General features: G+C 39.0%; 22 protein-coding genes. All 22 read left to right on the top strand.

Annotation, left to right across the window (positions count from 1 at the left end; genetic code table 11):
• Positions 1-111: 111 nt before the first annotated feature.
• The 22 genes from rnmV (at position 112) to MLE14_RS15545 (ending at position 20,433) form a co-directional block, all read left to right on the top strand.
• Positions 112-672 (top strand): ribonuclease M5, encoded by a 561-nt coding sequence (gene rnmV, locus MLE14_RS15650; RefSeq protein WP_243299354.1) that lies wholly within the window; start codon positions 112-114, stop codon positions 670-672.
• Complete coding sequence (rsmA, locus tag MLE14_RS15645) at positions 669-1,553, top strand: 16S rRNA (adenine(1518)-N(6)/adenine(1519)-N(6))-dimethyltransferase RsmA (RefSeq protein ID WP_243299353.1); 885 nt, start codon at positions 669-671, stop codon at positions 1,551-1,553. Before rnmV ends, rsmA begins: the two co-directional genes overlap by 4 nt.
• 158 nt (positions 1,554-1,711) lie before the next feature.
• Entirely contained in the window at positions 1,712-2,614 is a 903-nt protein-coding gene (gene yabG, locus MLE14_RS15640) for a sporulation peptidase YabG (protein ID WP_243299352.1), read from the top strand.
• A 312-nt stretch (positions 2,615-2,926) separates the two neighbouring features.
• Positions 2,927-3,196, top strand: coding sequence for a biofilm formation stimulator Veg (gene veg / locus MLE14_RS15635; protein ID WP_243299351.1), 270 nt, complete (start codon positions 2,927-2,929; stop codon positions 3,194-3,196).
• A gap of 147 nt (positions 3,197-3,343) precedes the next feature.
• On the top strand, positions 3,344-3,523 hold the full coding sequence (locus MLE14_RS15630; RefSeq protein WP_243299350.1) for a small, acid-soluble spore protein, alpha/beta type: 180 nt from the start codon (positions 3,344-3,346) through the stop codon (positions 3,521-3,523).
• A 327-nt stretch (positions 3,524-3,850) separates the two neighbouring features.
• Positions 3,851-4,720, top strand: a complete 870-nt coding sequence (ispE, locus tag MLE14_RS15625) for a 4-(cytidine 5'-diphospho)-2-C-methyl-D-erythritol kinase (RefSeq protein WP_243299349.1) — start codon at positions 3,851-3,853, stop codon at positions 4,718-4,720.
• Positions 4,721-4,815: 95 nt separating this feature from the next.
• Positions 4,816-5,625, top strand: a complete 810-nt coding sequence (gene purR, locus MLE14_RS15620) for a pur operon repressor (RefSeq protein WP_243299348.1) — start codon at positions 4,816-4,818, stop codon at positions 5,623-5,625.
• Between the two features lie 28 nt (positions 5,626-5,653).
• On the top strand, positions 5,654-6,028 hold the full coding sequence (gene ridA, locus MLE14_RS15615) for a 2-iminobutanoate/2-iminopropanoate deaminase (RefSeq protein WP_243299347.1): 375 nt from the start codon (positions 5,654-5,656) through the stop codon (positions 6,026-6,028).
• Positions 6,029-6,177: 149 nt separating this feature from the next.
• On the top strand, positions 6,178-6,471 hold the full coding sequence (gene spoVG, locus MLE14_RS15610; RefSeq protein ID WP_097160767.1) for a septation regulator SpoVG: 294 nt from the start codon (positions 6,178-6,180) through the stop codon (positions 6,469-6,471).
• Positions 6,472-6,760: 289 nt separating this feature from the next.
• The gene (gene glmU, locus MLE14_RS15605) at positions 6,761-8,134 is read left to right on the top strand and encodes a bifunctional UDP-N-acetylglucosamine diphosphorylase/glucosamine-1-phosphate N-acetyltransferase GlmU (protein ID WP_243299346.1); all 1,374 of its coding nucleotides are present in this window, start codon (positions 6,761-6,763) and stop codon (positions 8,132-8,134) included.
• Positions 8,135-8,149: 15 nt separating this feature from the next.
• Positions 8,150-9,103 (top strand): ribose-phosphate diphosphokinase, encoded by a 954-nt coding sequence (locus MLE14_RS15600; protein WP_243299345.1) that lies wholly within the window; start codon positions 8,150-8,152, stop codon positions 9,101-9,103.
• Between the two features lie 95 nt (positions 9,104-9,198).
• Positions 9,199-9,849: a 50S ribosomal protein L25/general stress protein Ctc gene (locus tag MLE14_RS15595; protein WP_243299344.1), complete on the top strand. Its 651-nt coding sequence runs from the start codon at positions 9,199-9,201 to the stop codon at positions 9,847-9,849.
• Between the two features lie 144 nt (positions 9,850-9,993).
• Positions 9,994-10,551 carry an aminoacyl-tRNA hydrolase gene (pth, locus tag MLE14_RS15590; protein WP_243299343.1) on the top strand — a complete coding sequence of 186 codons (558 nt, stop codon included), beginning with the start codon at positions 9,994-9,996 and terminating at the stop codon, positions 10,549-10,551.
• 120 nt (positions 10,552-10,671) lie between these two features.
• Positions 10,672-10,902, top strand: coding sequence for an anti-sigma-F factor Fin family protein (locus MLE14_RS15585; RefSeq protein WP_243299342.1), 231 nt, complete (start codon positions 10,672-10,674; stop codon positions 10,900-10,902).
• A gap of 82 nt (positions 10,903-10,984) precedes the next feature.
• Complete coding sequence (mfd, locus tag MLE14_RS15580; protein WP_243299341.1) at positions 10,985-14,518, top strand: transcription-repair coupling factor; 3,534 nt, start codon at positions 10,985-10,987, stop codon at positions 14,516-14,518.
• Between the two features lie 323 nt (positions 14,519-14,841).
• Positions 14,842-15,378 carry a stage V sporulation protein T gene (gene spoVT, locus MLE14_RS15575; RefSeq protein WP_243299340.1) on the top strand — a complete coding sequence of 179 codons (537 nt, stop codon included), beginning with the start codon at positions 14,842-14,844 and terminating at the stop codon, positions 15,376-15,378.
• Between the two features lie 129 nt (positions 15,379-15,507).
• Positions 15,508-17,070 carry a putative polysaccharide biosynthesis protein gene (locus MLE14_RS15570; RefSeq protein ID WP_243299339.1) on the top strand — a complete coding sequence of 521 codons (1,563 nt, stop codon included), beginning with the start codon at positions 15,508-15,510 and terminating at the stop codon, positions 17,068-17,070.
• 11 nt (positions 17,071-17,081) lie between these two features.
• Positions 17,082-18,572, top strand: coding sequence for a bifunctional methyltransferase/pyrophosphohydrolase YabN (locus MLE14_RS15565; protein ID WP_243299338.1), 1,491 nt, complete (start codon positions 17,082-17,084; stop codon positions 18,570-18,572).
• A gap of 17 nt (positions 18,573-18,589) precedes the next feature.
• Complete coding sequence (locus tag MLE14_RS15560) at positions 18,590-18,853, top strand: RNA-binding S4 domain-containing protein (RefSeq protein WP_243299337.1); 264 nt, start codon at positions 18,590-18,592, stop codon at positions 18,851-18,853.
• A 171-nt stretch (positions 18,854-19,024) separates the two neighbouring features.
• Positions 19,025-19,267, top strand: a complete 243-nt coding sequence (gene yabP / locus MLE14_RS15555; RefSeq protein WP_243299369.1) for a sporulation protein YabP — start codon at positions 19,025-19,027, stop codon at positions 19,265-19,267.
• On the top strand, positions 19,264-19,899 hold the full coding sequence (yabQ, locus tag MLE14_RS15550; protein ID WP_243299336.1) for a spore cortex biosynthesis protein YabQ: 636 nt from the start codon (positions 19,264-19,266) through the stop codon (positions 19,897-19,899). Before yabP ends, yabQ begins: the two co-directional genes overlap by 4 nt.
• Before the next feature lie 144 nt (positions 19,900-20,043).
• Positions 20,044-20,433: an FtsB family cell division protein gene (locus MLE14_RS15545; protein ID WP_243299335.1), complete on the top strand. Its 390-nt coding sequence runs from the start codon at positions 20,044-20,046 to the stop codon at positions 20,431-20,433.
• Positions 20,434-20,489 lie beyond the last annotated feature (56 nt).

The raw sequence follows: 20,489 nt of genomic DNA, 5'->3' as shown, positions 1-20,489 counted from the left end.
ACAGGTAGTTTTGCTCAAATCTCTTTACTATTTTGTGATAAAGGTGTAAAAACTAATCTATGAATATAGACGTTTATGTTACAAAAATGTTTCAGGATAGAGGGTAAAAAATTGAAAAAAATTAAAGAAATTATTGTAGTAGAAGGAAAAGATGATACAGTTGCGGTAAAACGTGCTGTCGAAGCTGATACGATCGAAACAAACGGATCGGCCATACCGCCTTATATAATTGAGCAAATTAAATTAGCACAGTCAACCAGAGGGGTGATTATCCTGACCGATCCAGACTTTCCCGGTCAGCGAATCCGAAATATCATTGAAAAAGAGGTGCCAGGCTGTAAGCACGCTTTTCTCCCAAAACATTTAGCCATTGAAAAGCGGGGTAGAGGTGTGGGGATTGAACATGCATCACCTGAAGCAATACAAGAAGCGCTAAAAGATGCACATACTACAACTGGACTAGCAGACGAAGTCATTACTTTTGATGATTTAATAGATGCAGGTTTAATTGCAGGAAAGCAGGCAAGATCCAGGAGAGAAAAACTCGGTTTAGCCTTAAAAATTGGTTATGCGAACGGAAAACAGCTTCATAAACGGCTGCAAATGTTTCAGATTACACCAGAACAGTTTAAGGCTGCTTTACAAAACTTGGATCAGGAGGAGCTAAAGTGAATAGGGATATTGCCACGGTCGGAAGAACCAAAGAAATATTAGAAAAGTACGGGTTCTCTTTTAAAAAGAGTTTAGGACAAAATTTTTTAATTGACCCTAATGTATTACGAAAGATTGTTTCGTTTGCAGAATTAGAGCCTGAAAGCGGTGCAATTGAAATTGGACCAGGGATTGGCGCATTAACCGAAAATCTGGCGCGAGCTTGTGAGAAGGTAGTAGCCTTTGAAATTGATCAGCGGCTTTTACCGATTTTAGAGGACACATTAGGGGATTATCAAAACATAATGATTATCCATCAGGATGTTTTAAAGGCAGATGTCGGCGCGGTTATGAGAGAGCACTTTAAGGAAGAACAGGATGTAATGGTTGTAGCTAATTTGCCTTATTATGTAACGACCCCCATCCTGATGAAATTGTTGCATGATCAAATTCCTGTCAGAGGGTTTGTTGTGATGATGCAAAAGGAAGTAGCCGAACGTTTGGCTGCTGAACCGGGTTCGAAGGAGTATGGATCTTTATCTATTGCCATTCAGTATTATACAGTACCAGAAAAGGTAATGATTGTACCGAAGTCCGTCTTTATGCCGCAGCCTAATGTAGATTCAGCTGTTGTACGGCTTACAAAAAGGGACCACCCTCCTGTTGAAGTGACCGATGAAGAGTTCTTTTTTACAGTTACGAAAACAGCATTTGCGCAAAGAAGAAAGACATTGCTGAATAATTTAACCTCAGGTCTCGAAAAAGGCAAAGAAAAAAAAGAGGAGATTGTAGCTGTGTTAGAAAGTGTTGATATCGACCCTAGCCGCAGGGGTGAAACATTAAGTATTCAGGAGTTTGCCGCTCTAGCTAATGCCTTATATCCATTAATTGCTGAAAAGTAAACCTGTAAACCTAATGCCCTCCTGCAAATGAGGAATTAAGGCTGATAGCAGGGCAGTTATGAATTTAAGCAAGTCCAAGCGCTCACCTCTTTCTTTTTGGCTGCATAGCCTAAGTAAGAGAAATGCTTTTAGCGCCAAAGGGCTTGGAGTGAAATAAGGTGACATTAAAAAGAAATGACATTGTAGGTCGGAAATCATACCAATGTGATATTTTGTTTCAAATTTTAGATATAACAGAAATTAACGGAAAAAAATGGGCTATTTTAAAGGGTCAGGATTTACGACTCATTGCTGATGCACCGTTAGAGGATTTGGTGCTAATAACGGAGAGTGAGCAAAAACGGTTTGAACGTCAATTTAGATCGCTAGAAAATTACTCCTTGCAGCTATTTCGTCAGGATGTTGAGCTATTAAAGGAAAGACAGGAATACTATGCTACAAACGGCTATGACACAACAGCAAGCTTTTTTCAAATGCCTGGAAGAGTGCTGCATATTGATGGAGATCCGTCCTATTTGGAAAAATGTTTAGCTGTTTATCAAAAAATCGGTGTACCTGTTTACGGGGTCCACTGTGCAGAAAGGGAAATGCCCTACCGAATTGATGAATTGTTAGATCAATATAGACCTGATATTTTAGTGATTACCGGACATGATTCTTATTCAAAATCAAAAGGGAAAAAGTCTGACCTTAATGCATATAGACATTCCAAGCATTTTGTAAGAACAGTCCATAACGCAAGGAGGAAAATTCCTAGTTTAGACCAATTAGTGATTTTTGCAGGTGCATGTCAGTCACATTTTGAATCACTTATACAGGCTGGAGCGAATTTTGCAAGTTCTCCTTCGAGGGTGAATATTCACGCTTTAGACCCTGTTTATATTGTTGCGAAAATAAGCTTTACTCCGTTTGACGATCGAGTTCACGTTTGGGATGTTCTTAGGAACACGCTAACTGGTGAAAAGGGTCTGGGCGGAATTGAAACAAAAGGGCTATTGCGCACAGGGGCACCTTACAATCCGAAATTGGATGCAGAGGATGAAGAAGTTTGGCAGGAATAAGCCACGTTGTAAAATAAGCGTGGCTTTTTCTTTTAAGCTTTGCTAAATGAATCTGCTGTTTTCTTAAAGAAGCGGGCAGTGTTCAAAACCTGCTAGTAATTTCTAGGACGATTTATTACGCAATGGCGAAAAATTTATCATTATTATATACATAATTAGGAAGGAAATGGTTTATCCTAAAAAATGTAGAAATAAAGGAGGATTTGTAGAGATAAAAACGTTGACAAATGATTTTATGTGTTGTTATAATTTAAAATTTATTTGACTTATATCCTCCCCTTTGTTATAATAAATTGAGCGAGGTGGACGGAAATGCCAAAAACTTTAGCGGATATAAAAAAGAATTTAGATTCCCAATTAGGAAAACGTTTGTTGCTTAAAGCCAATGGAGGTCGCAGAAAAACGATTGAGCGCTCAGGCATCTTAGCCGAAACGTATCCATCCGTCTTTGTGGTCGAATTAGACCAAGATGAAAATGCTTTTGAGCGTGTATCTTACAGCTATGCAGATATTCTAACACAAACCGTACAGCTTACTTTTGATGAAGATCAAAATGGGAGCTTAGCATTAGGACAGCAGTAAACCTATTTAGGTTTACTGTTTTTTTATTGTGTATGAAATAGCCTCCCTTATTTTAGAAGTAGTCTTTTTTTTGATCTTGTACAAAATAAGGAATGTCACAGACTGTTATTTGCACCGATATAATGGTTACCAAAGGGGGAAGCGATCATGGCAAGAAGACGCGGTATCATGTCAGATCACTTTAAAGAGGAGTTAGCCAAAGAGCTTGGATTCTATGATGTTGTCCAAAAAGAAGGATGGGGCGGAATTCGAGCACGCGATGCAGGTAATATGGTGAAAAGAGCCATTGAGCTTGCAGAACAACAACTCATGCAGGGCAGAAAATAATAGTTTCTGTTATGGATAACAGCTGTGACAGCGCGGGGAGCATTCCCCGCGTTTTCTTTTTTAAACTTTAAGTATAAAATTTTAGACATGACGTAAATTCACCACAGTCAAACATTATGAATGATTTGCTTTTTAGGAACAATCTTGTTAGTTTGGAAAGAAAACTCTATAGTAAAGGGTAAATGTGGTAAAATACGATAAAGAACTGGGGACAAAGTCGGATCTATACAGTGAGAGGCAATTCCCTGATAACTAATTACACTTTAGAGATGTGACTAAGTTTTAATGTGTAATAAATTGGAAAACTGGTTTGGGGTCGATGTACATATGAAGTATTTGCTAAAAGCACCTGCCAAAATTAATTTATCCCTGGACGTTTTATATAAACGAAAAGATGGTTATCATGAGGTCGAAATGGTTATGACGACCATTGACTTGGCTGACAGGCTCGAAATTGAGGAATTAAGTGACGATGAAATTAAACTTTTTTCACAATATCGTTTTGTTCCGGATGATGATCGAAATCTTGCTTTTCAGGCCGCGAAATTAATTAAAGAACAGTTTGGCATTAAACAAGGTGTGTCTATTTCTTTAGAAAAGAATATTCCAGTTGCAGCTGGACTTGCAGGCGGATCTAGTGATGCCGCAGCTGTATTGCGCGGTCTCAATACGATGTGGGGGCTTGGCCTATCCAGTCATGAATTGGCTAAGCTTGGGGCTGAGATCGGTTCGGATGTCTCTTTTTGCGTGTATGGGGGAACAGCATTAGCTAAAGGCCGAGGTGAATTGATTACCCCACTTCCTTCACCTCCACATTGCTGGGTCATTTTAGCTAAGCCAACCATTGGGGTTTCTACTGCAGATGTATATAAAAGATTGAAACTCGATGAAATTTCCCACCCGGATACTCAAGCGATGATTGACGCGCTTCAAACAAATGACTATAAGAAATTATGCAGTAATCTTGGCAATGTTCTAGAAAATGTTACTTTACAATTATATCCGGAAGTTACGGCAATAAAAGAGCACATGATTAAATTTGGTGCAGATGCAGTTTTAATGAGCGGAAGCGGTCCTACTGTATTTGGATTGGTTCAGTATGAATCGAGACTTCACCGAATTTATAACGCTCTTAGGGGCTTTTGTGATCAGGTATATGCTGTTCGAATGATTGGGGAAGCTTCAGACCTTGCTTAAATCCGTACAATATGGCAAAATAGCCTTAAAATTTTCGGTTTTTTAATGCTCAAACTACTCAAAATGGTGAGCATGATTCGATGGGAGTGAAAATTGTGAAGTTTCGGCGAAGTGAGCGACTTATAGATATGACACATTTTCTATTACAGCATCCTTGCCAAATTGTACCCTTAACTTTATTTGCAGACCGATATGGAGCGGCTAAATCCTCTGTTAGCGAAGATGTAGCCATTATTAAGGAAACATTTGAACAGCAGGGATTTGGAACATTGAAAACCGTAGCAGGTGCTGCTGGAGGAGTTCAGTACTTCCCAGCGGTTTCGGAGAAAGAACGAGAAACATTTATTCAATTGCTGTGCAGGCGACTATCCGAGCCGGAACGGCTGCTGCCGGGCGGGTATCTTTACATGGCAGATATTGTAGGAAATCCTGAAATTGTAAAAGTGGTTGGCAAATTATTTGCTGCCAAGTTTGTCAATGAAAAAGTAGATGTAGTCATGACTGTTGCTACTAAGGGAATCCCCTTGGCCTATGCTGCTGCGAGTGAACTCAATGTTCCGGTTGTCATAGTAAGACGGGACAGTAAAGTAACTGAAGGGCCAACGGTAAGTATTAACTATGTTTCAGGGTCATCCAAACGAATCCAAACAATGGCTTTATCAAAAAGAAGTCTTCAAGAGGGAAGCAATGTATTAATTATTGATGACTTTATGAAAGCTGGCGGTACCATTAACGGTATGATCAGCTTACTTGAAGAATTTAAAGCGAGTGTTGCGGGGATTGGAGTATTAGTTGAAGCTGAACATTCGGAGGAACGCTTAGTTGAACATTATTATTCAATTGTTAAACTTTCAAAAGTAGATATAAAAGAAAAAAAGATTGAAGTTACAAAAGGAACATTATAATTAGTTTATTTGGAAGGGGAAATGTCAGATGAAAATTGTATCAACTACAAAGGCTCCAGCTGCAATCGGACCTTATTCACAAGGGATTGTTGTTAATAATATGTTTTATAGTTCTGGCCAAATTCCATTAACGCCTGAGGGAACTATGATAGAAGGTGGAGTTATTGAACAAACGCACCAAGTATTTGCAAACTTAAAAGCAGTATTAGAAGAAGCCGGCGCATCGCTTGAAACCGTTGTAAAAGCAACTGTTTTTATTAAGAATATGGACGACTTTGCCAGTGTAAATGAAGTTTATGGCCAATACTTCTCAAGTCATAAACCAGCGAGGTCGTGCGTAGAAGTAGCGCGACTTCCAAAAGATGCCCTTGTTGAAATTGAAGTTGTGGCTTTAGTAAAATAAATAATAAATTAGCAAAAACACCTTTATTTTCCTGTTTTTATAATTTGTGCTAAAATTTTTTAAAAAATTTTAAAAGTAAAGAAGGATTTCACATAATTTTGCAGAATATTTAGTACTAGATTTATCCAGGGGAAAAGGTGGTGAACAGGGTGGAAGTTACTGACGTAAGATTAAGACGCGTCAATACCGATGGCCGTATGCGAGCGATTGCTTCAATTACTTTAGACAACGAATTTGTTGTTCATGACATTCGTGTTATTGACGGGAACAACGGCTTGTTTGTTGCAATGCCAAGCAAGCGAACTCCAGATGGAGAATTCCGCGACATTGCACATCCTATCAACTCAGGTACTAGAGGTAAAATTCAGGAAGCCGTACTAGCGGAATACCACCGTTTAGGAGAAGTTGAAGATGTCGAGTACGAAGAAGCGGGAGCTTCTTAAAAAAGTAACAAAAATACAACAAGGGCCTACTTCTAAAGTATGGCTCTTTTTATTTTTTCCCCGAAAATTCTCCGTAAAGCTTTCTAAGATTCCTTCGCATACAATATCTAATCATGGCAATTATTTGTACTTTCTGGACTTTCCTTGAAAATCTAGGGTATTTAAGATATATTCAATTTGACAAAAAAGATCGATTTAAAAATAGATTTATTATTTTAGTTTTTAAATTTGATAATCGACCTTCCTAATCTAGTAAAAAGCTTGGGAAATTAATCATTGGAGGAATTGTATGAATCGTTATGCAGTCATTCTTGCAGCCGGAAAAGGAACAAGAATGAAATCCAAAATATATAAAGTTTTACATCCAGTCTGCGGAAAAGCGATGGTGCAGCATGTAATTGATCAAGTGTCTAAACTTCATGTTCAGTCAATTTATACGATTATTGGCTTTGGAGCCGAAGAAGTGAAGGCACAGGTTGGGGATGTCACAAATTATATCTTACAGGAAGAACAATTAGGAACCGGACATGCAGTCATGCAAGCTCGAGAGCAACTCGCCGGGAAGCCGGGGACTACGGTTGTATTATGCGGTGACACCCCGCTCTTAACAGCTGATACCCTTCAGGCTCTTATGAAGCAGCATGAAGAAGAAAAAGCGGCAGTAACGGTATTAACCGCAAAAGCTGATGATCCTGCAGGATACGGAAGAGTTATAAGAAATCAAGACGGCAGTGTTAAAAAAATTGTGGAACATAAAGATGCAACTGAGGAAGAAAGAAAAGTACAAGAAATTAACACAGGGACATATTGCTTTGATAATTCTCTTCTTTTTCATGCATTAAGCCAAGTTTCAAACGATAATGCTCAAGGTGAGTATTACCTGCCTGATTGTATAGAAATTTTGAGAAGAGAAGGACATAAAGTTTCAGCCTATCAGACCAAAGATTTTAACGAAACGATGGGTGTTAATGACAGAGTTGCATTAAGCCGTGCAGAAGCGATTATGAGGGAGAGAATCAATCGGACTCATATGCTGAATGGAGTTACTATTGTTGACCCGTCGAATACGTATATTGATGCAACCGTAGAAATCGGCCAGGATACTGTGATTCACCCAGGTACAATTTTAAAAGGAAACACAGCAGTTGGTGAGGATTGTATCATTGGACCAAATACGGAAATAACAAATTGTAAAGTGGGAGACCGTAATCATATACGTCAATCAGTCTTATCAGAAAGTGAAATTGGGAATGAAGTCCAAATCGGGCCGTTTGCCCATATTCGTCCAGAGTCAATGATTCATGATAAGGTGAAGGTTGGTAACTTTGTCGAAATTAAAAAGACTGTATTTGGGGAAGGCAGCAAGGCTTCACATTTAAGCTATATCGGTGATGCTGAAGTCGGGAAAGATGTCAATCTCGGCTGTGGATCCATTACGGTTAATTATGATGGAAAAAGAAAATATTTAACTAAGATTGAGGATCATGTTTTCGTAGGCTGCAACTCTAATCTTGTTGCACCTGTAACGATTGGCAAGGGGGCTTATATTGCTGCTGGATCCACTATTACGGATGATGTTCCAGGAGAAGCTCTTTCCATTGCACGGGCAAGACAAGTCAATAAAGAAAACTATGTGTCCAAATTAAAAATGAATAATAAATAATCTGGAGGTTCTCCCATGTCCAACTCATATGTAAATTCAAATTTAAAACTGTTTTCTCTTAATTCAAACCGCGGATTAGCTGAAGAGATTGCAAAAGTTATCGGGATTGAACTTAGCAAAAGCTCTGTTTCCACCTTTAGTGACGGAGAAATCCAAATTAATATTGAAGAAAGTATCCGTGGCTGTGATGTGTTCGTTATTCAATCTACGAGTGCTCCTGTTAACCAAAACCTGATGGAGCTTCTTATCATGATTGATGCCCTTAAACGAGCTTCTGCACAAACGATCAATATTGTGATGCCGTATTATGGATATGCACGACAAGATCGTAAGGCGCGGGCCCGTGAACCGATCACAGCAAAGCTTGTCGCGAATTTATTAGAAACAGCCGGAGCAACAAGAGTCATCGCCTTAGATTTACATGCCCCGCAAATTCAAGGCTTCTTTGATATTCCTATTGACCATTTAATGGGAGTGCCGATTCTTTCTGAGTATTTTAAAGGGAAAGAATGGAATGATGATGTTGTCGTTGTATCACCGGATCATGGGGGCGTTACCAGAGCCAGAAAAATGGCAGAGTTATTAAAGGCACCTATTGCGATTATTGATAAACGCCGTCCTCGTCCAAATGTAGCTGAGGTTATGAATATAGTCGGTAATATTGATGGGAAAATTGCGATCATCATTGATGATATTATTGATACGGCTGGTACGATCACTTTAGCGGCAAACGCATTAGTAGAAAATGGAGCGAAGGAAGTGTATGCATGTTGTACGCATCCGGTTCTTTCGGGGCCAGCGATTGAACGAATTGATAATTCGAGAATTAAAGAATTGGTTGTGACTAATACCATTCAACTTCCTGAAGAGAAGAAAATTGATAAGGTTGTTCAGCTGTCAGTTGCTCCTCTTATTGGAGAAGCCATTATACGGATTTACGAGAAGCAATCCGTCTCCATCCTCTTTTAAAAACAAACTATGTTTAGCCTGTCCTTTTTAGGGATAAAACTATAAAGAGTATTTGACTTCTAAAGTTTTGATCTAAAAAAGGAAGGGGTACAAAGATGGCAACCTATACTCTTGAAGCTGAGAAAAGGGAAAAGTCACGCCATTCAGTATTAACGGAGCTTAGACAAAAAGGGATGATTCCGGCTGTTGTCTATGGACGGAAAACCGGAAGCACGCCTATTTCTATAAGTGAAAAGGATTTTTTAAAAACTGTTAGAGAAGCGGGAAAAAACGGGATTATCTCCTTAAACATCGATGGAGATAAAACAGATGTCATTTTAACCGATTATCAGCATGATTTTTTAAAGAATGAAATTATTCATGCCGATTTCTTTGCCGTTGATATGTCCTCTGACATTGAAGTAGAGGTCCCGCTTGTTTTGATCGGTGAAGCCGCGGGGGTAAAAGACGGCGGTGTTTTACAGCAAGCAACCCACGAGCTTTCTATTAAGGCCAAACCTAAAGAAATTCCTGCGAGCATCGAAATTGATATTACCAATCTCCAGGTTGGAGATACAGTCACAGTAGCCGATATTAAAACAAAAGGCACCACCACTTATGAGATTAAGCATGACGATTCATTAGTGATTGCTTCGATTCTTCCTCCAAAACAAGAGGAAGAAATCAATTCAGGGGAAGAGCAGGCTGAAGGGACTCCTGAAAAAGAAGAGGGCCGTGAAACAGAACCTGATGCAAATGAAGAATAACAAAAGGCGTAGCCAGGGGGTTACGCCTTCTTCCGTTAAAAAAGTGGGCTGGTCAGTTCGTTATCACCTCATTTTTAATCTCTGCATCTTTTAATATATTCTGGTAGAATCAGTTTGTATGGTACGTAAATAGAGGTGAGTATGATGAAATTAATCGTTGGACTTGGCAACCCCGGTTCACAATATGATAAAACAAGACATAATATAGGATTTGAAGTAATAGACCAATTATCAGAGCAGCTTCAAACTCCTTTAGATATTCAAAAGCATAAAGGAATCCTGGGAAAGGGTTCATACAGCGGGGAATCATTTATCCTGTTAAAACCATTGACTTATATGAATCTTTCAGGGGAATCAATCAGTGAAGTGTGCCATTTTTATAAAATTGAACCTTCAGATATCGTTGTATTGTATGATGATTTAGATCTTCCAGCCGGAAAAATCCGCCTGAGGCAAAAGGGAAGTGCTGGAGGTCACAATGGCATTAAATCAACCATTCAGCATTTAGGGACAACTGAATTTAATCGGATTCGGATTGGAATCGATCGTCCTGCTGCAGGAGTTCCTGTTCCGCAATATGTATTAGGAAAATTTACGAAGGAAGAACAGGACATAATGGTTGAAGTAGTAAGGACTGCCGCTAATGCATGTAAGGCTTGGTTAACGAAGCCGTTTTTACAGGTAATGAACGAATTTAATTAAAAACACTCTAAGTTCATCATTGGAATTAAAAATAGAAATCACATCCGACATGTGCCAATAGGTGAATAAATTCCCTTCAGGACGTAAATACTAAAAAAAAATGCACCAGGAGGGAAATTTATGTCACTCCATTATTTTTGCAAGCATTGCGGTACGAAAATCGGTTCATTAGATCAAGTTTCTTTGCATACAGAAAGGTTAGGGTTTCATAAATTAACAGAAGAAGAAAGGCAAGAAATGATTGAATATTCACCTAATGGCGATATTCATATTAAAAGTATTTGTGAAGATTGCCAAGAGGCATTGCAACGAAACCCGGATTTATACTATTCAGATTTCATTATTCAATAAACAAAGCTTTGGACTTAACTCCAAAGCATTTTTCTATTTACTTCAAAACTATTGGATATAGTTTTTTGGGGAGGGGCAAGTATTGAAAGGATTGCTTCAGCATTTTCTAGAACAGGACGATGTAGGATCGGTTCTAGAAGGAATTCGGGAAGGGCTAGAGGAACAGTTAGTGACCGGTTTGTCAGGTTCATCAAGAGCTATTTTGATGGCAGCTGTTCATGAACATATAAAGAGGCCTTTAATTATAGTAACCTACAATCTTTTACAAGCACAAAAGCTATACGATGATATGAGTTCTCTTTTACCTGAGGAGTATGTATATCTATATCCTGCCAATGACTTAATTGTTGCGGACTTTAGTGCTGCCAGCCCAGAGCTGAAGGCACAAAGAATTGAAACCTTAAATCAAATGGTAAGAGGCAATATTCGTGTTTTAATTGTCCCAATTGCAGGACTAAGAAGATTACTTCCGCCCCGAACAATTTGGGAAAGCTATCAGCTGTTGTTTCAAACCGGGGAAGATGTTGATCTGGACCAATTACTGCAAACACTTATTCAGATGGGATATACCCGAACCGAGATGGTGCAATCACCAGGTGAGTTTAGTCTGCGTGGCGGAATTTTAGATTTGTATACGCTAACAGAAGAAGACCCGATTCGAATTGAATTTTTCGATACTGAGGTAGATTCGATTCGTACTTTTTCGATTGATGATCAGCGTTCAAAAGAAAAGTTAGAGTCTATTATTATCGGTCCTGTTCAGGAATCACTTTTAGATGATGTTCATTTAGAGCGGATGTCTAAAGGTTTAGAAGCAGGAAGAGCCAAAAGTCTTCAGAAACTAAAAGATGATACGGTAAAGAAAAAACTAGTAGAATTTATTCAAATCGAGAAAGAGCGGATTGGACAGAGAAAAGATGAATATACCTACCGTTACTTATCTCTTGCCTATGATGATCCTGCAAGTTTACTAGATTATGCACCTGCTGATTCGGTTGTTTTTATCGATGAATACAACAGAATCATGGAAACAAATCAGACGTTAGAAAAAGAAGAAATGGAATGGTACACGAGTTTACTTTCTGAAGGACAAATGATCCATGATATTTTCTTTTCTTATTCATTGGATAAAATCTTGAAAGGGACTCATTTTCCGCTTCTATTTTTATCGCTGTTTTTAAAACAGGTTCCGGGCTTTAGCCCACAAAATATTGTTAGTTTTTCTTGCAAGCCTATGCAGCAGTTTCATGGGCAAATGAATTTATTGAAGCAAGAATTAGCACGATGGGAAAAGAGCGGATTTACGGTCTTATTTACAGGTGCGACTCAGGACAGAGTAAAAAAGCTAGAGAGGGTCCTAGAGGATTACGAAATCGACAGCATGCTCTTGCAAGATAACTCTGCCTTGCTGAAGGGGAAAACCCAAATAGCCTTCGTTCCGCTTCAAAGCGGATTTGAGCTTCCCATGCAAAAACTTGCTGTTATAACTGAAGAAGAACTCTTTCAAAAGAAAGCCAGAAAGACAAATAGAAGACAAAAGCTTTCTAATGCAGAACGAATTAAAAACTATTCCGAATTAAAACCAGGCGATCATGTCGTTCATGTTAACCATGGGATTGGAAAGTACTTAGGCATTGAAACGCTTGAAATTAATGGTATTCACAAAGACTATCTCCATATTCGTTACCAAGGAGATGACAAGCTTTACGTTCCGATTGAACAAATTGATTTAGTGCAAAAATATGTAGGTTCTGAAGGGAAAGAACCGAAAATCTATAAGCTGGGCGGGAGTGAATGGAAGCGAGTTAAGAAAAAAGTTGAGTCTTCGGTTCAGGATATTGCGGAAGATTTAATTAAACTCTATGCAGAACGCGAAGCTTCGAAAGGGTTTGCTTTTTCACCTGATAGTGATCTGCAGCGGGAATTTGAGGCTACCTTCCCTTACCAGGAAACAGAGGATCAGCTTAGATCGATTAACGAAATTAAGCGTGATATGGAAAGGGAACGGCCAATGGACCGTCTGCTCTGCGGAGATGTAGGCTATGGCAAAACGGAGGTGGCAATTCGCGCTGCCTTTAAGGCTGTTATGGATGGAAAGCAAGTAGCCTTTTTAGTACCAACTACAATCTTGGCTCAGCAGCATTATGAAACAATGCGGGAGAGATTTCAGGATTTCCCAGTTCAAGTTGGATTAATGAGCCGTTTCAGGACTAAAAAGCAGCAACAAGAAACCATTAAGGGACTTAAAAATGGGACCATTGATGTTGTCGTCGGCACACATAGGATTCTTTCAAAGGATATTCAATATCATGACCTTGGTCTGCTTATTATTGATGAAGAACAGCGTTTTGGCGTGACCCATAAGGAAAAGATTAAGCAGCTTAAAGCTAATATTGATGTATTAACGTTAACTGCTACACCTATTCCAAGAACGTTACACATGTCTATGCTGGGGGTAAGAGATTTGTCTGTTATTGAAACCCCTCCAGAGAATCGTTTCCCAGTGCAAACCTATGTAATGGAATATAACGGATCTCTTGTCAGAGAAGCGATTGAAAGAGAACTGGCACGTGATGGACAGGTTTATTTCCTTTACAATCGGGTGGAGGATATCGAAAGAAAGGCTGAGGAAATATCGATGCTTGTTCCCGAGGCCAGGGTGGTTTATGCCCATGGAAAAATGACGGAAAGTGAACTAGAGTCTGTCATTTTAAGCTTTATTGAAGGGGAAGCGGACGTATTAGTAAGTACGACAATTATTGAGACTGGTGTGGATATTCCAAATGTGAACACCTTAATCGTTCATGATGCGGATAAAATGGGTCTATCCCAGCTCTATCAATTGAGGGGACGAGTTGGGAGAACAAATCGGGTTGCCTATGCTTATTTTACGTATCGCCGTGATAAGGTGTTAACGGAAGTAGCTGAAAAACGTCTGCAAGCGATTAAGGAATTCACAGAATTAGGTTCAGGGTTTAAAATTGCAATGCGTGATTTATCAATCCGTGGCGCAGGGAATTTATTGGGGGCACAACAGCATGGCTTTATCGATTCGGTTGGCTTTGATCTTTACTCTGAAATGTTGAGGGAGGCCATTGAAGAAAGAAAAGGCCGTGATCATACAATAGAAGAAAAAAGATCGGTTGAGATTGATCTGGAGCTCGATGCCTATATTCCTGACGCCTATATTTCGGATGGGAAGCAGAAGATTGAGATGTATAAACGATTCCGCAACCTTTCAACCTTTGAGGAAATTGATGAATTAAGAGAAGAAATGGTAGACCGGTTTGGTGATTATCCAATTGAGGTAGAGCGACTCTTTACCATCTCAGAAATTAAGGTCCGAGCGGGATTAATTCAGCTGGAATCGATTAAGCAAGTGAAGGATTCCGTCACTATTCTTGTTTCTGAGCAAGGAAGTCAGCTAATCAATGGCGAAAAGCTGTTTATCATGACAAGCTCGCTTGGGAGAAAAGTCGGTCTCGGAATGGAAGGGAATCAATTAAAAGTGGTTTTACATCTCCAGGGTCTGGAAACAAAAGAATGGCTGTCGCTGCTTGAAAAAATCATTGTTGGAATGACTGACGCCCTTAAACAAGAAAATTATGTATCATAAATATGGAAATTGAAACAAAACTGTAACTTACATGTAACTAAACAAGGTTTACTAATTAAAAAAATGGGTAAATAATTGTTACATTTCATAATTATGGAATCCAGCTCGGCCAAAACAGTCTCAAAATTACTGTTTTAGGTTCCTCTGCAGAATTGGATAGCTGTACCGTCTATTCCAAACTTTTTAAAGTAGAGAAAAAAATGTTGTGAAATGTATAGAACTTTCCATATGAAAAATACTAAGGGCAAATAGGAAAAGAAATTGAAAAAAAGTTAATCATTTATTATCAACTTATCCAACAGATGAAAGTGAGGCAGCATAAGATGAAAGCAACTGGTATCGTTCGACGTATTGATGATTTAGGACGAGTTGTCATTCCAAAAGAAATTCGCAGAACTCTAAGAATTAGAGAAGGAGATCCACTCGAGATTTTCGTTGATCGTGATGGTGAGGTTATTTTAAAGAAATATTCACCGATTAGTGAGTTAAGTGATTTCGCTAAAGAATATGCTGAGGCCTTATTTGATAGCTTAGGAAACCCTGTTATTATATGTGACCGTGATATGGTCATTGCGGTTGCAGGGGGATCAAAGAAGGAATATATGAATAAAAACATCAGTGAAATGGTCGAAAAAATTATGGATGAAAGAAGCTCAGTGTTAGTGACTTCACAAAGTGAAGTATCTCTTGTAGATGGCCATGAGGAAACACTTAACTCTTATACAGTTGGACCTATTGTAGCCAATGGCGACCCAATAGGTGCAGTTATTATCTTCTCAAAAGACGGTACAGTCGGAGAGGTCGAGCAAAAAGCTGTAGAAACAGCAGCAGGATTTTTAGCAAGACAAATGGAGCAATAATGTTAAGGAGGAGGCAGCCGGGTGCGCTGCCTCTTTTTCTTTTTGATCTCCATATTCCCAGATCTTTCGTTCATGAATGGGCTCTGTGCTATAATCAAATAACATGAACGAAAAGACAGGAGATTTTGTATGTCGAAAATGAATCCGTGGGTAAAGGGTGCATTCATCCTTTCTGTAGCTGGCATAATCACGAAAATTTTAAGTGCCGGTTATCGTGTTCCTTTTCAAAATATGGTGGGAGACCGCGGTTTTTACATATACCAGCAAGTGTACCCCTTTTACGGAATGATTGTAGCATTTATGATGTTTGGATTTCCAATGGCTATATCGAAGCTATATGCGGAAGGGAACAGGAAGAAAGAGGATTTTACTAGTATTTTTTTAGGCTTATGCATAATTGGATTTTCAGGATTTTTGCTTTTGTATTTTGGCTCGCCGCTTTTAGCCAATTGGATGAAGGATGAAGAGTTAGCTCCTTTGTTTCAAACATTATCTTATTTATTCCTGCTTTTTCCTGTTATTTCGATGAAAAGAGGTTTGTTTCAAGGGAAGGGAAACATGGTTCCAACGGCTTTATCACAAATTGGCGAGCAATTGGTTAGAGTGATTACGATTTTAATGGGAGCCTTTTTATTAACAAAAGCCAATCGCGATCTTTATGAGGTAGGAAACGCAGCTGTATTTGGTTCCATTACTGGCGGAATCATGGCATTATTTATTCTGGCGGTTTATTCTCCATGGCAAAATTGGATCAGATGGGCAGGGCTGCGGATTGACTGGGGGTTCATGAAGTCCTTTATTGGACTTGGTATTATTTTTTCACTAAATACACTGTTATTTATTTTTTTGCAGCTGGCAGATTCATTGCAGCTTTATCAGCTATTGTTGGCTGAAGGAGAGAGTCCGTTCCGTTCAAAGGAATTAAAAGGAATTTATGACAGAGGGCAGCCTTTAATTCAGCTTGGCGTAGTTTTGGCCACTTCCTTTTCCTTGGCACTGGTTCCGGGACTTGCTAAATTAAAATCGGAAAAAAAACAGAAAGAAATTAAAAAATATATTCAGCTCTCTGTAAAGATGAGTGTTGTTATTGGCATGGCGGCAACAGTCGGATATGCTTTAATCATGGAGCCTCTCAATGAAATGCTATTTGAGACAAACGAAGGAACAGACGTTTTAATCGTTCTATCAGCTTCTGTTGTTCTTGGTTCTATCAGCATGACAGGGTTTGGGATTATGCAAGGGTTAGGCATACATCGGCCTTTAATCTGGCTTAGTATTAGTGTTTTTTTAGGAAAAGTCATTTTAAACTTTTTATTTATACCGCTCTTAGGAACGTTGGGAGCAGCAATCAGTACGGTTACCATTCTGATTTTGCTGACAACGGGAATAATTCGTATATTATCAGCTAAAGGATACAAACTAAAGGCTTCTCCTGCCTTTATTAAAAAAATGGCAATATCCTTAGCCGGAATGGCTGCAACGGTTTTAATCTTACTATTTATTATGCAAATCGATGGCTGGTTTTCTGACAGTCCAAGGGCAAAATCTGCGTTCCAGGCCATTACCTCAAGTATGGCAGGGGCTGCGGTTTATTTTTGGTTACTAATGCGGCTTGAGGTTTTCTCAAAAGAAGAGCTTCATGTGTTTCCTAGAGGGAAAAATATTCTTACGCTTTTTACTTTGCGTAAATAAGGAGTATGTGTATGAATGGGAAAATAATAGTGGCAGGATTGGGAGCAGGTGATCTCGACCAGCTGCCCTTAGGAATCTATAAATTACTGAAACAGGCTAATCAAATTTTCTTAAGAACCAAAGAACATCCTGTTGTAGAGGAGTTAGAAAAAGAAGGGCTTACCTATACAAGCTTTGATGGCATTTATGAAAAGTATAATCAGTTTGATGCGGTTTATGAAGAAATTGTTGAAGAACTATTTAAAGAAGCCAATAACAGAGAAATTCTCTATTGTGTGCCTGGTCATCCGCTGGTAGCAGAAAAAACGGTCGAGCTGTTGCTAGCTGAGCAGAAACAAAAAGGCATTCAGGTTGAGATTAAAGGCGGACAGAGCTTTTTAGATGCCATGTTTCAGGCGATTCAGGTAGATCCGATTGATGGCTTTCAATTATCAGACGCTGCCACTCTTCAAGTGGATGAAGTTGATTTAAGAAAGCACCAGATTATCGGACAGGTTTATGATGTATACGTAGCCTCTCATGTGAAGCTTACTTTATTAGAGCTTTTGCCTTATGATTATCCGGTTCAAGTTGTCGCCTATGCAGGGATGGAAAAGGAAGAGGTGCGAACCGTTCCCCTATTTGAACTAGATCATGAACCCATCTTTCATAATCTAACCAGTCTTTATATACCGCCTGTTCAAGATAAAGAGCTTTTATATAATCAGTTTGCTACATTCAAAAGAATTATCGCAGCTCTTAGAGGACCAGGAGGCTGTCCGTGGGATCAGAAGCAAACTCATGTCACATTAAAACCTTATTTAATTGAAGAGGCATATGAACTGTTAGATGCAATTGATAAGGAAGATGTGGATGGCATGATTGAGGAGCTGGGTGATGTGCTTCTGCAAGTATTGCTGCATGCACAAATCGGTGAAGATGAGGGGCTGTTTACGATTCGCGATGTTATCGCCTCAATCAGCAGTAAAATGGTAAGGCGTCATCCCCATGTTTTTGGGGAAAAGAGCGTTCAAAGTGTTGATGAAGTCATTTCAAACTGGCAGGATATTAAGGCCGGGGAAAAGAATCAAGATGAGCGAAAAACATCTATATTGGACCGGATTGAAAAAAGCCTTCCTAGTCTATTAAAAGCATACGAGCTACAGAAAGAAGCCGGCAAAGTAGGTTTTGATTGGGAAGAAGCGGGACCTGCTCTGCAAAAGGTAAAAGAAGAAATAGAAGAATTGGAAGCAGAGTTAAGTGTACAGCCAATCGACCGTAACAAATTGGCTAAAGAAATAGGAGACCTGCTATTTGCCAGTGTCAACCTAGCGAGGTTAACAAAAATTCATCCAGAAGATGCTTTGCGCATGACGAATGAAAAATTCATGACGAGGTTTCAGCATATAGAAGAGAGAGTAAAGCAATCTGGCAAATCATTTAAGGACTTTACCTTAGAGGAGCTTGACGAATATTGGGACGAGGCTAAAAAAATTGAAAAGCACGGTACCGAAATGGAATAATGAGGAGGCAAATCATTTTGCGGCTAGATAAATTTTTAAAAGTATCACGTCTGATTAAAAGAAGGACGCTGGCAAAAGAAGTAGCCGAGCAGGGACGGATTACCATCAACGGAAATGAAGCGAAAGCCAGCACGATTGTGAAGGAAGGCGATGAGCTTTCGATTCGCTTTGGACAAAAACTAGTAACGGTCCAAGTAAATGAAATTAAGGAAAATGTAAGAAAAGAAGAGGCAGACCAAATGTATACGGTCATCTCTGAAAAGCGGTTAAACGAAGAATAAGAAATTAAAGAGCTTGTTCTATTTCCTCCTTGTCCTACATACATATAGTAACAAAACCATGTGGACAAGTGCCTACAAAGGTAATGATCCTTTTGAAAGCGAGGGAGTAGAGTGAGTCAAAATTTTGATCAATCTATTAGAAGCACTTCTCAACCAGACCATGACGTGATAATGAGAGGCAGAAGACTACTTGATATTACAGGGGTTAAACAGGTAGAAAGCTTTGACAACGAAGAATTTCTATTGGAAACATCGATGGGGTTTCTCTCCATCCGCGGGCAAAATCTTCAAATGAAAAATTTAGATGTCGATAAAGGTGTTGTTTCCATTAAAGGAAAGGTCTTTGACCTAGAATATATAGACCAGCAGTCTGGGGATAAGGCTAAAGGGTTCTTTAGCAAGTTGTTCAAATGACGCTCTCCACCCAATTTTATACGCTGCTAGCCATGATCGGAATGGGCAGCTGCTTTGGGATCGCATTGGATACCTATAATCGATTTTTAAAACGGGGCAAGAGAAAAAGATGGATCGTATTTATAAACGATCTTCTTTTTTGGATTGCCCAAACTCTCCTAATATTTTATGTGCTTTTTATCGTCAATCACGGAGAGCTGCGGTTTTATTTATTCCTAGCGATATTATGCGGATTCGCTGCATACCAAAGCCTCATGAAAAGCATGTATAACCGGCTGCTGGAAAGCGTGATACAATTCGTTATCCATCTTTGGAGACTGTTGGTCAAAGCTTTTACCCATATGATCTTTCAGCCGATCAAATCCATAATCATCTTCTTAGTTTCGGTTGTGGTTTTTGTCGGAAAAGGTCTATTGACCCTTGTCAAACGAATCGGATCCCTTCTATTATGGATTTTAAAGATAGTAGTGACACCACTTAAGTGGATGATTGTCTCTTTATGGGGATTGCTTCCGAAAAAGGCCACAAAAACCGTCGAAAAGATTTATGGCAAAGGGGCAGGATTTTTGAAAAAAAGTAAGAATACTATACTTCACTATATGAAAAAGGTGAAAGAGAAACGAAAAAAGTAAAAAGACAAGCTGTAGGCGTACGTTCATGTAAGGTTAAAAAATTATATAATTATAGGAGTCAACCCTTGCTCTTTAGGTGTTAAGGACGTACACTATAATTGTTATACATGAAGACTATTAAAGCACATCATAGGAGGTGAGAAAATGGGTGCCCATTCAAAGAAAAAGGTTACCACGATTCATGAACAATATGTGCAGGAACGCGCAGTCGTAACCGAGCAAAACACGAAAAAGAAAAAGTATTTAGTAAGAAGATTAACTGTATTTTTTATTTTTGCCTGTGTACTTACAGGCTATCTGGTCTCTTCCATTTTCTCACAAGCCTCCGCTGTTGAGCAAAAAAAGAAAGAATTGCAGAACCTAGAAGCTAAATTAGAGAAATTGCAAGAGGATCAAACGATTCTCGAGGAACAAATTCAAAAGCTGAATGATGATGAATATTTAGGCCAGCTCGCCAGAAAATATTATTACCTCTCAGACGACAATGAGATTATTTTCGATCTGCCAGAGGATGATGAAAGTAGCTCTAATTGACACTTATTTCTTGATTTTTATATAATATATTATAACTGTGATCTTTTAAATCTTTA

The organism is Bacillus litorisediminis, from assembly GCF_022808645.1.
Taxonomy (GTDB): Bacteria; Bacillota; Bacilli; order Bacillales; family JC228; genus Bacillus_BF; species Bacillus_BF litorisediminis.
This window is presented reverse-complemented; position numbering and strand designations above follow the sequence as displayed.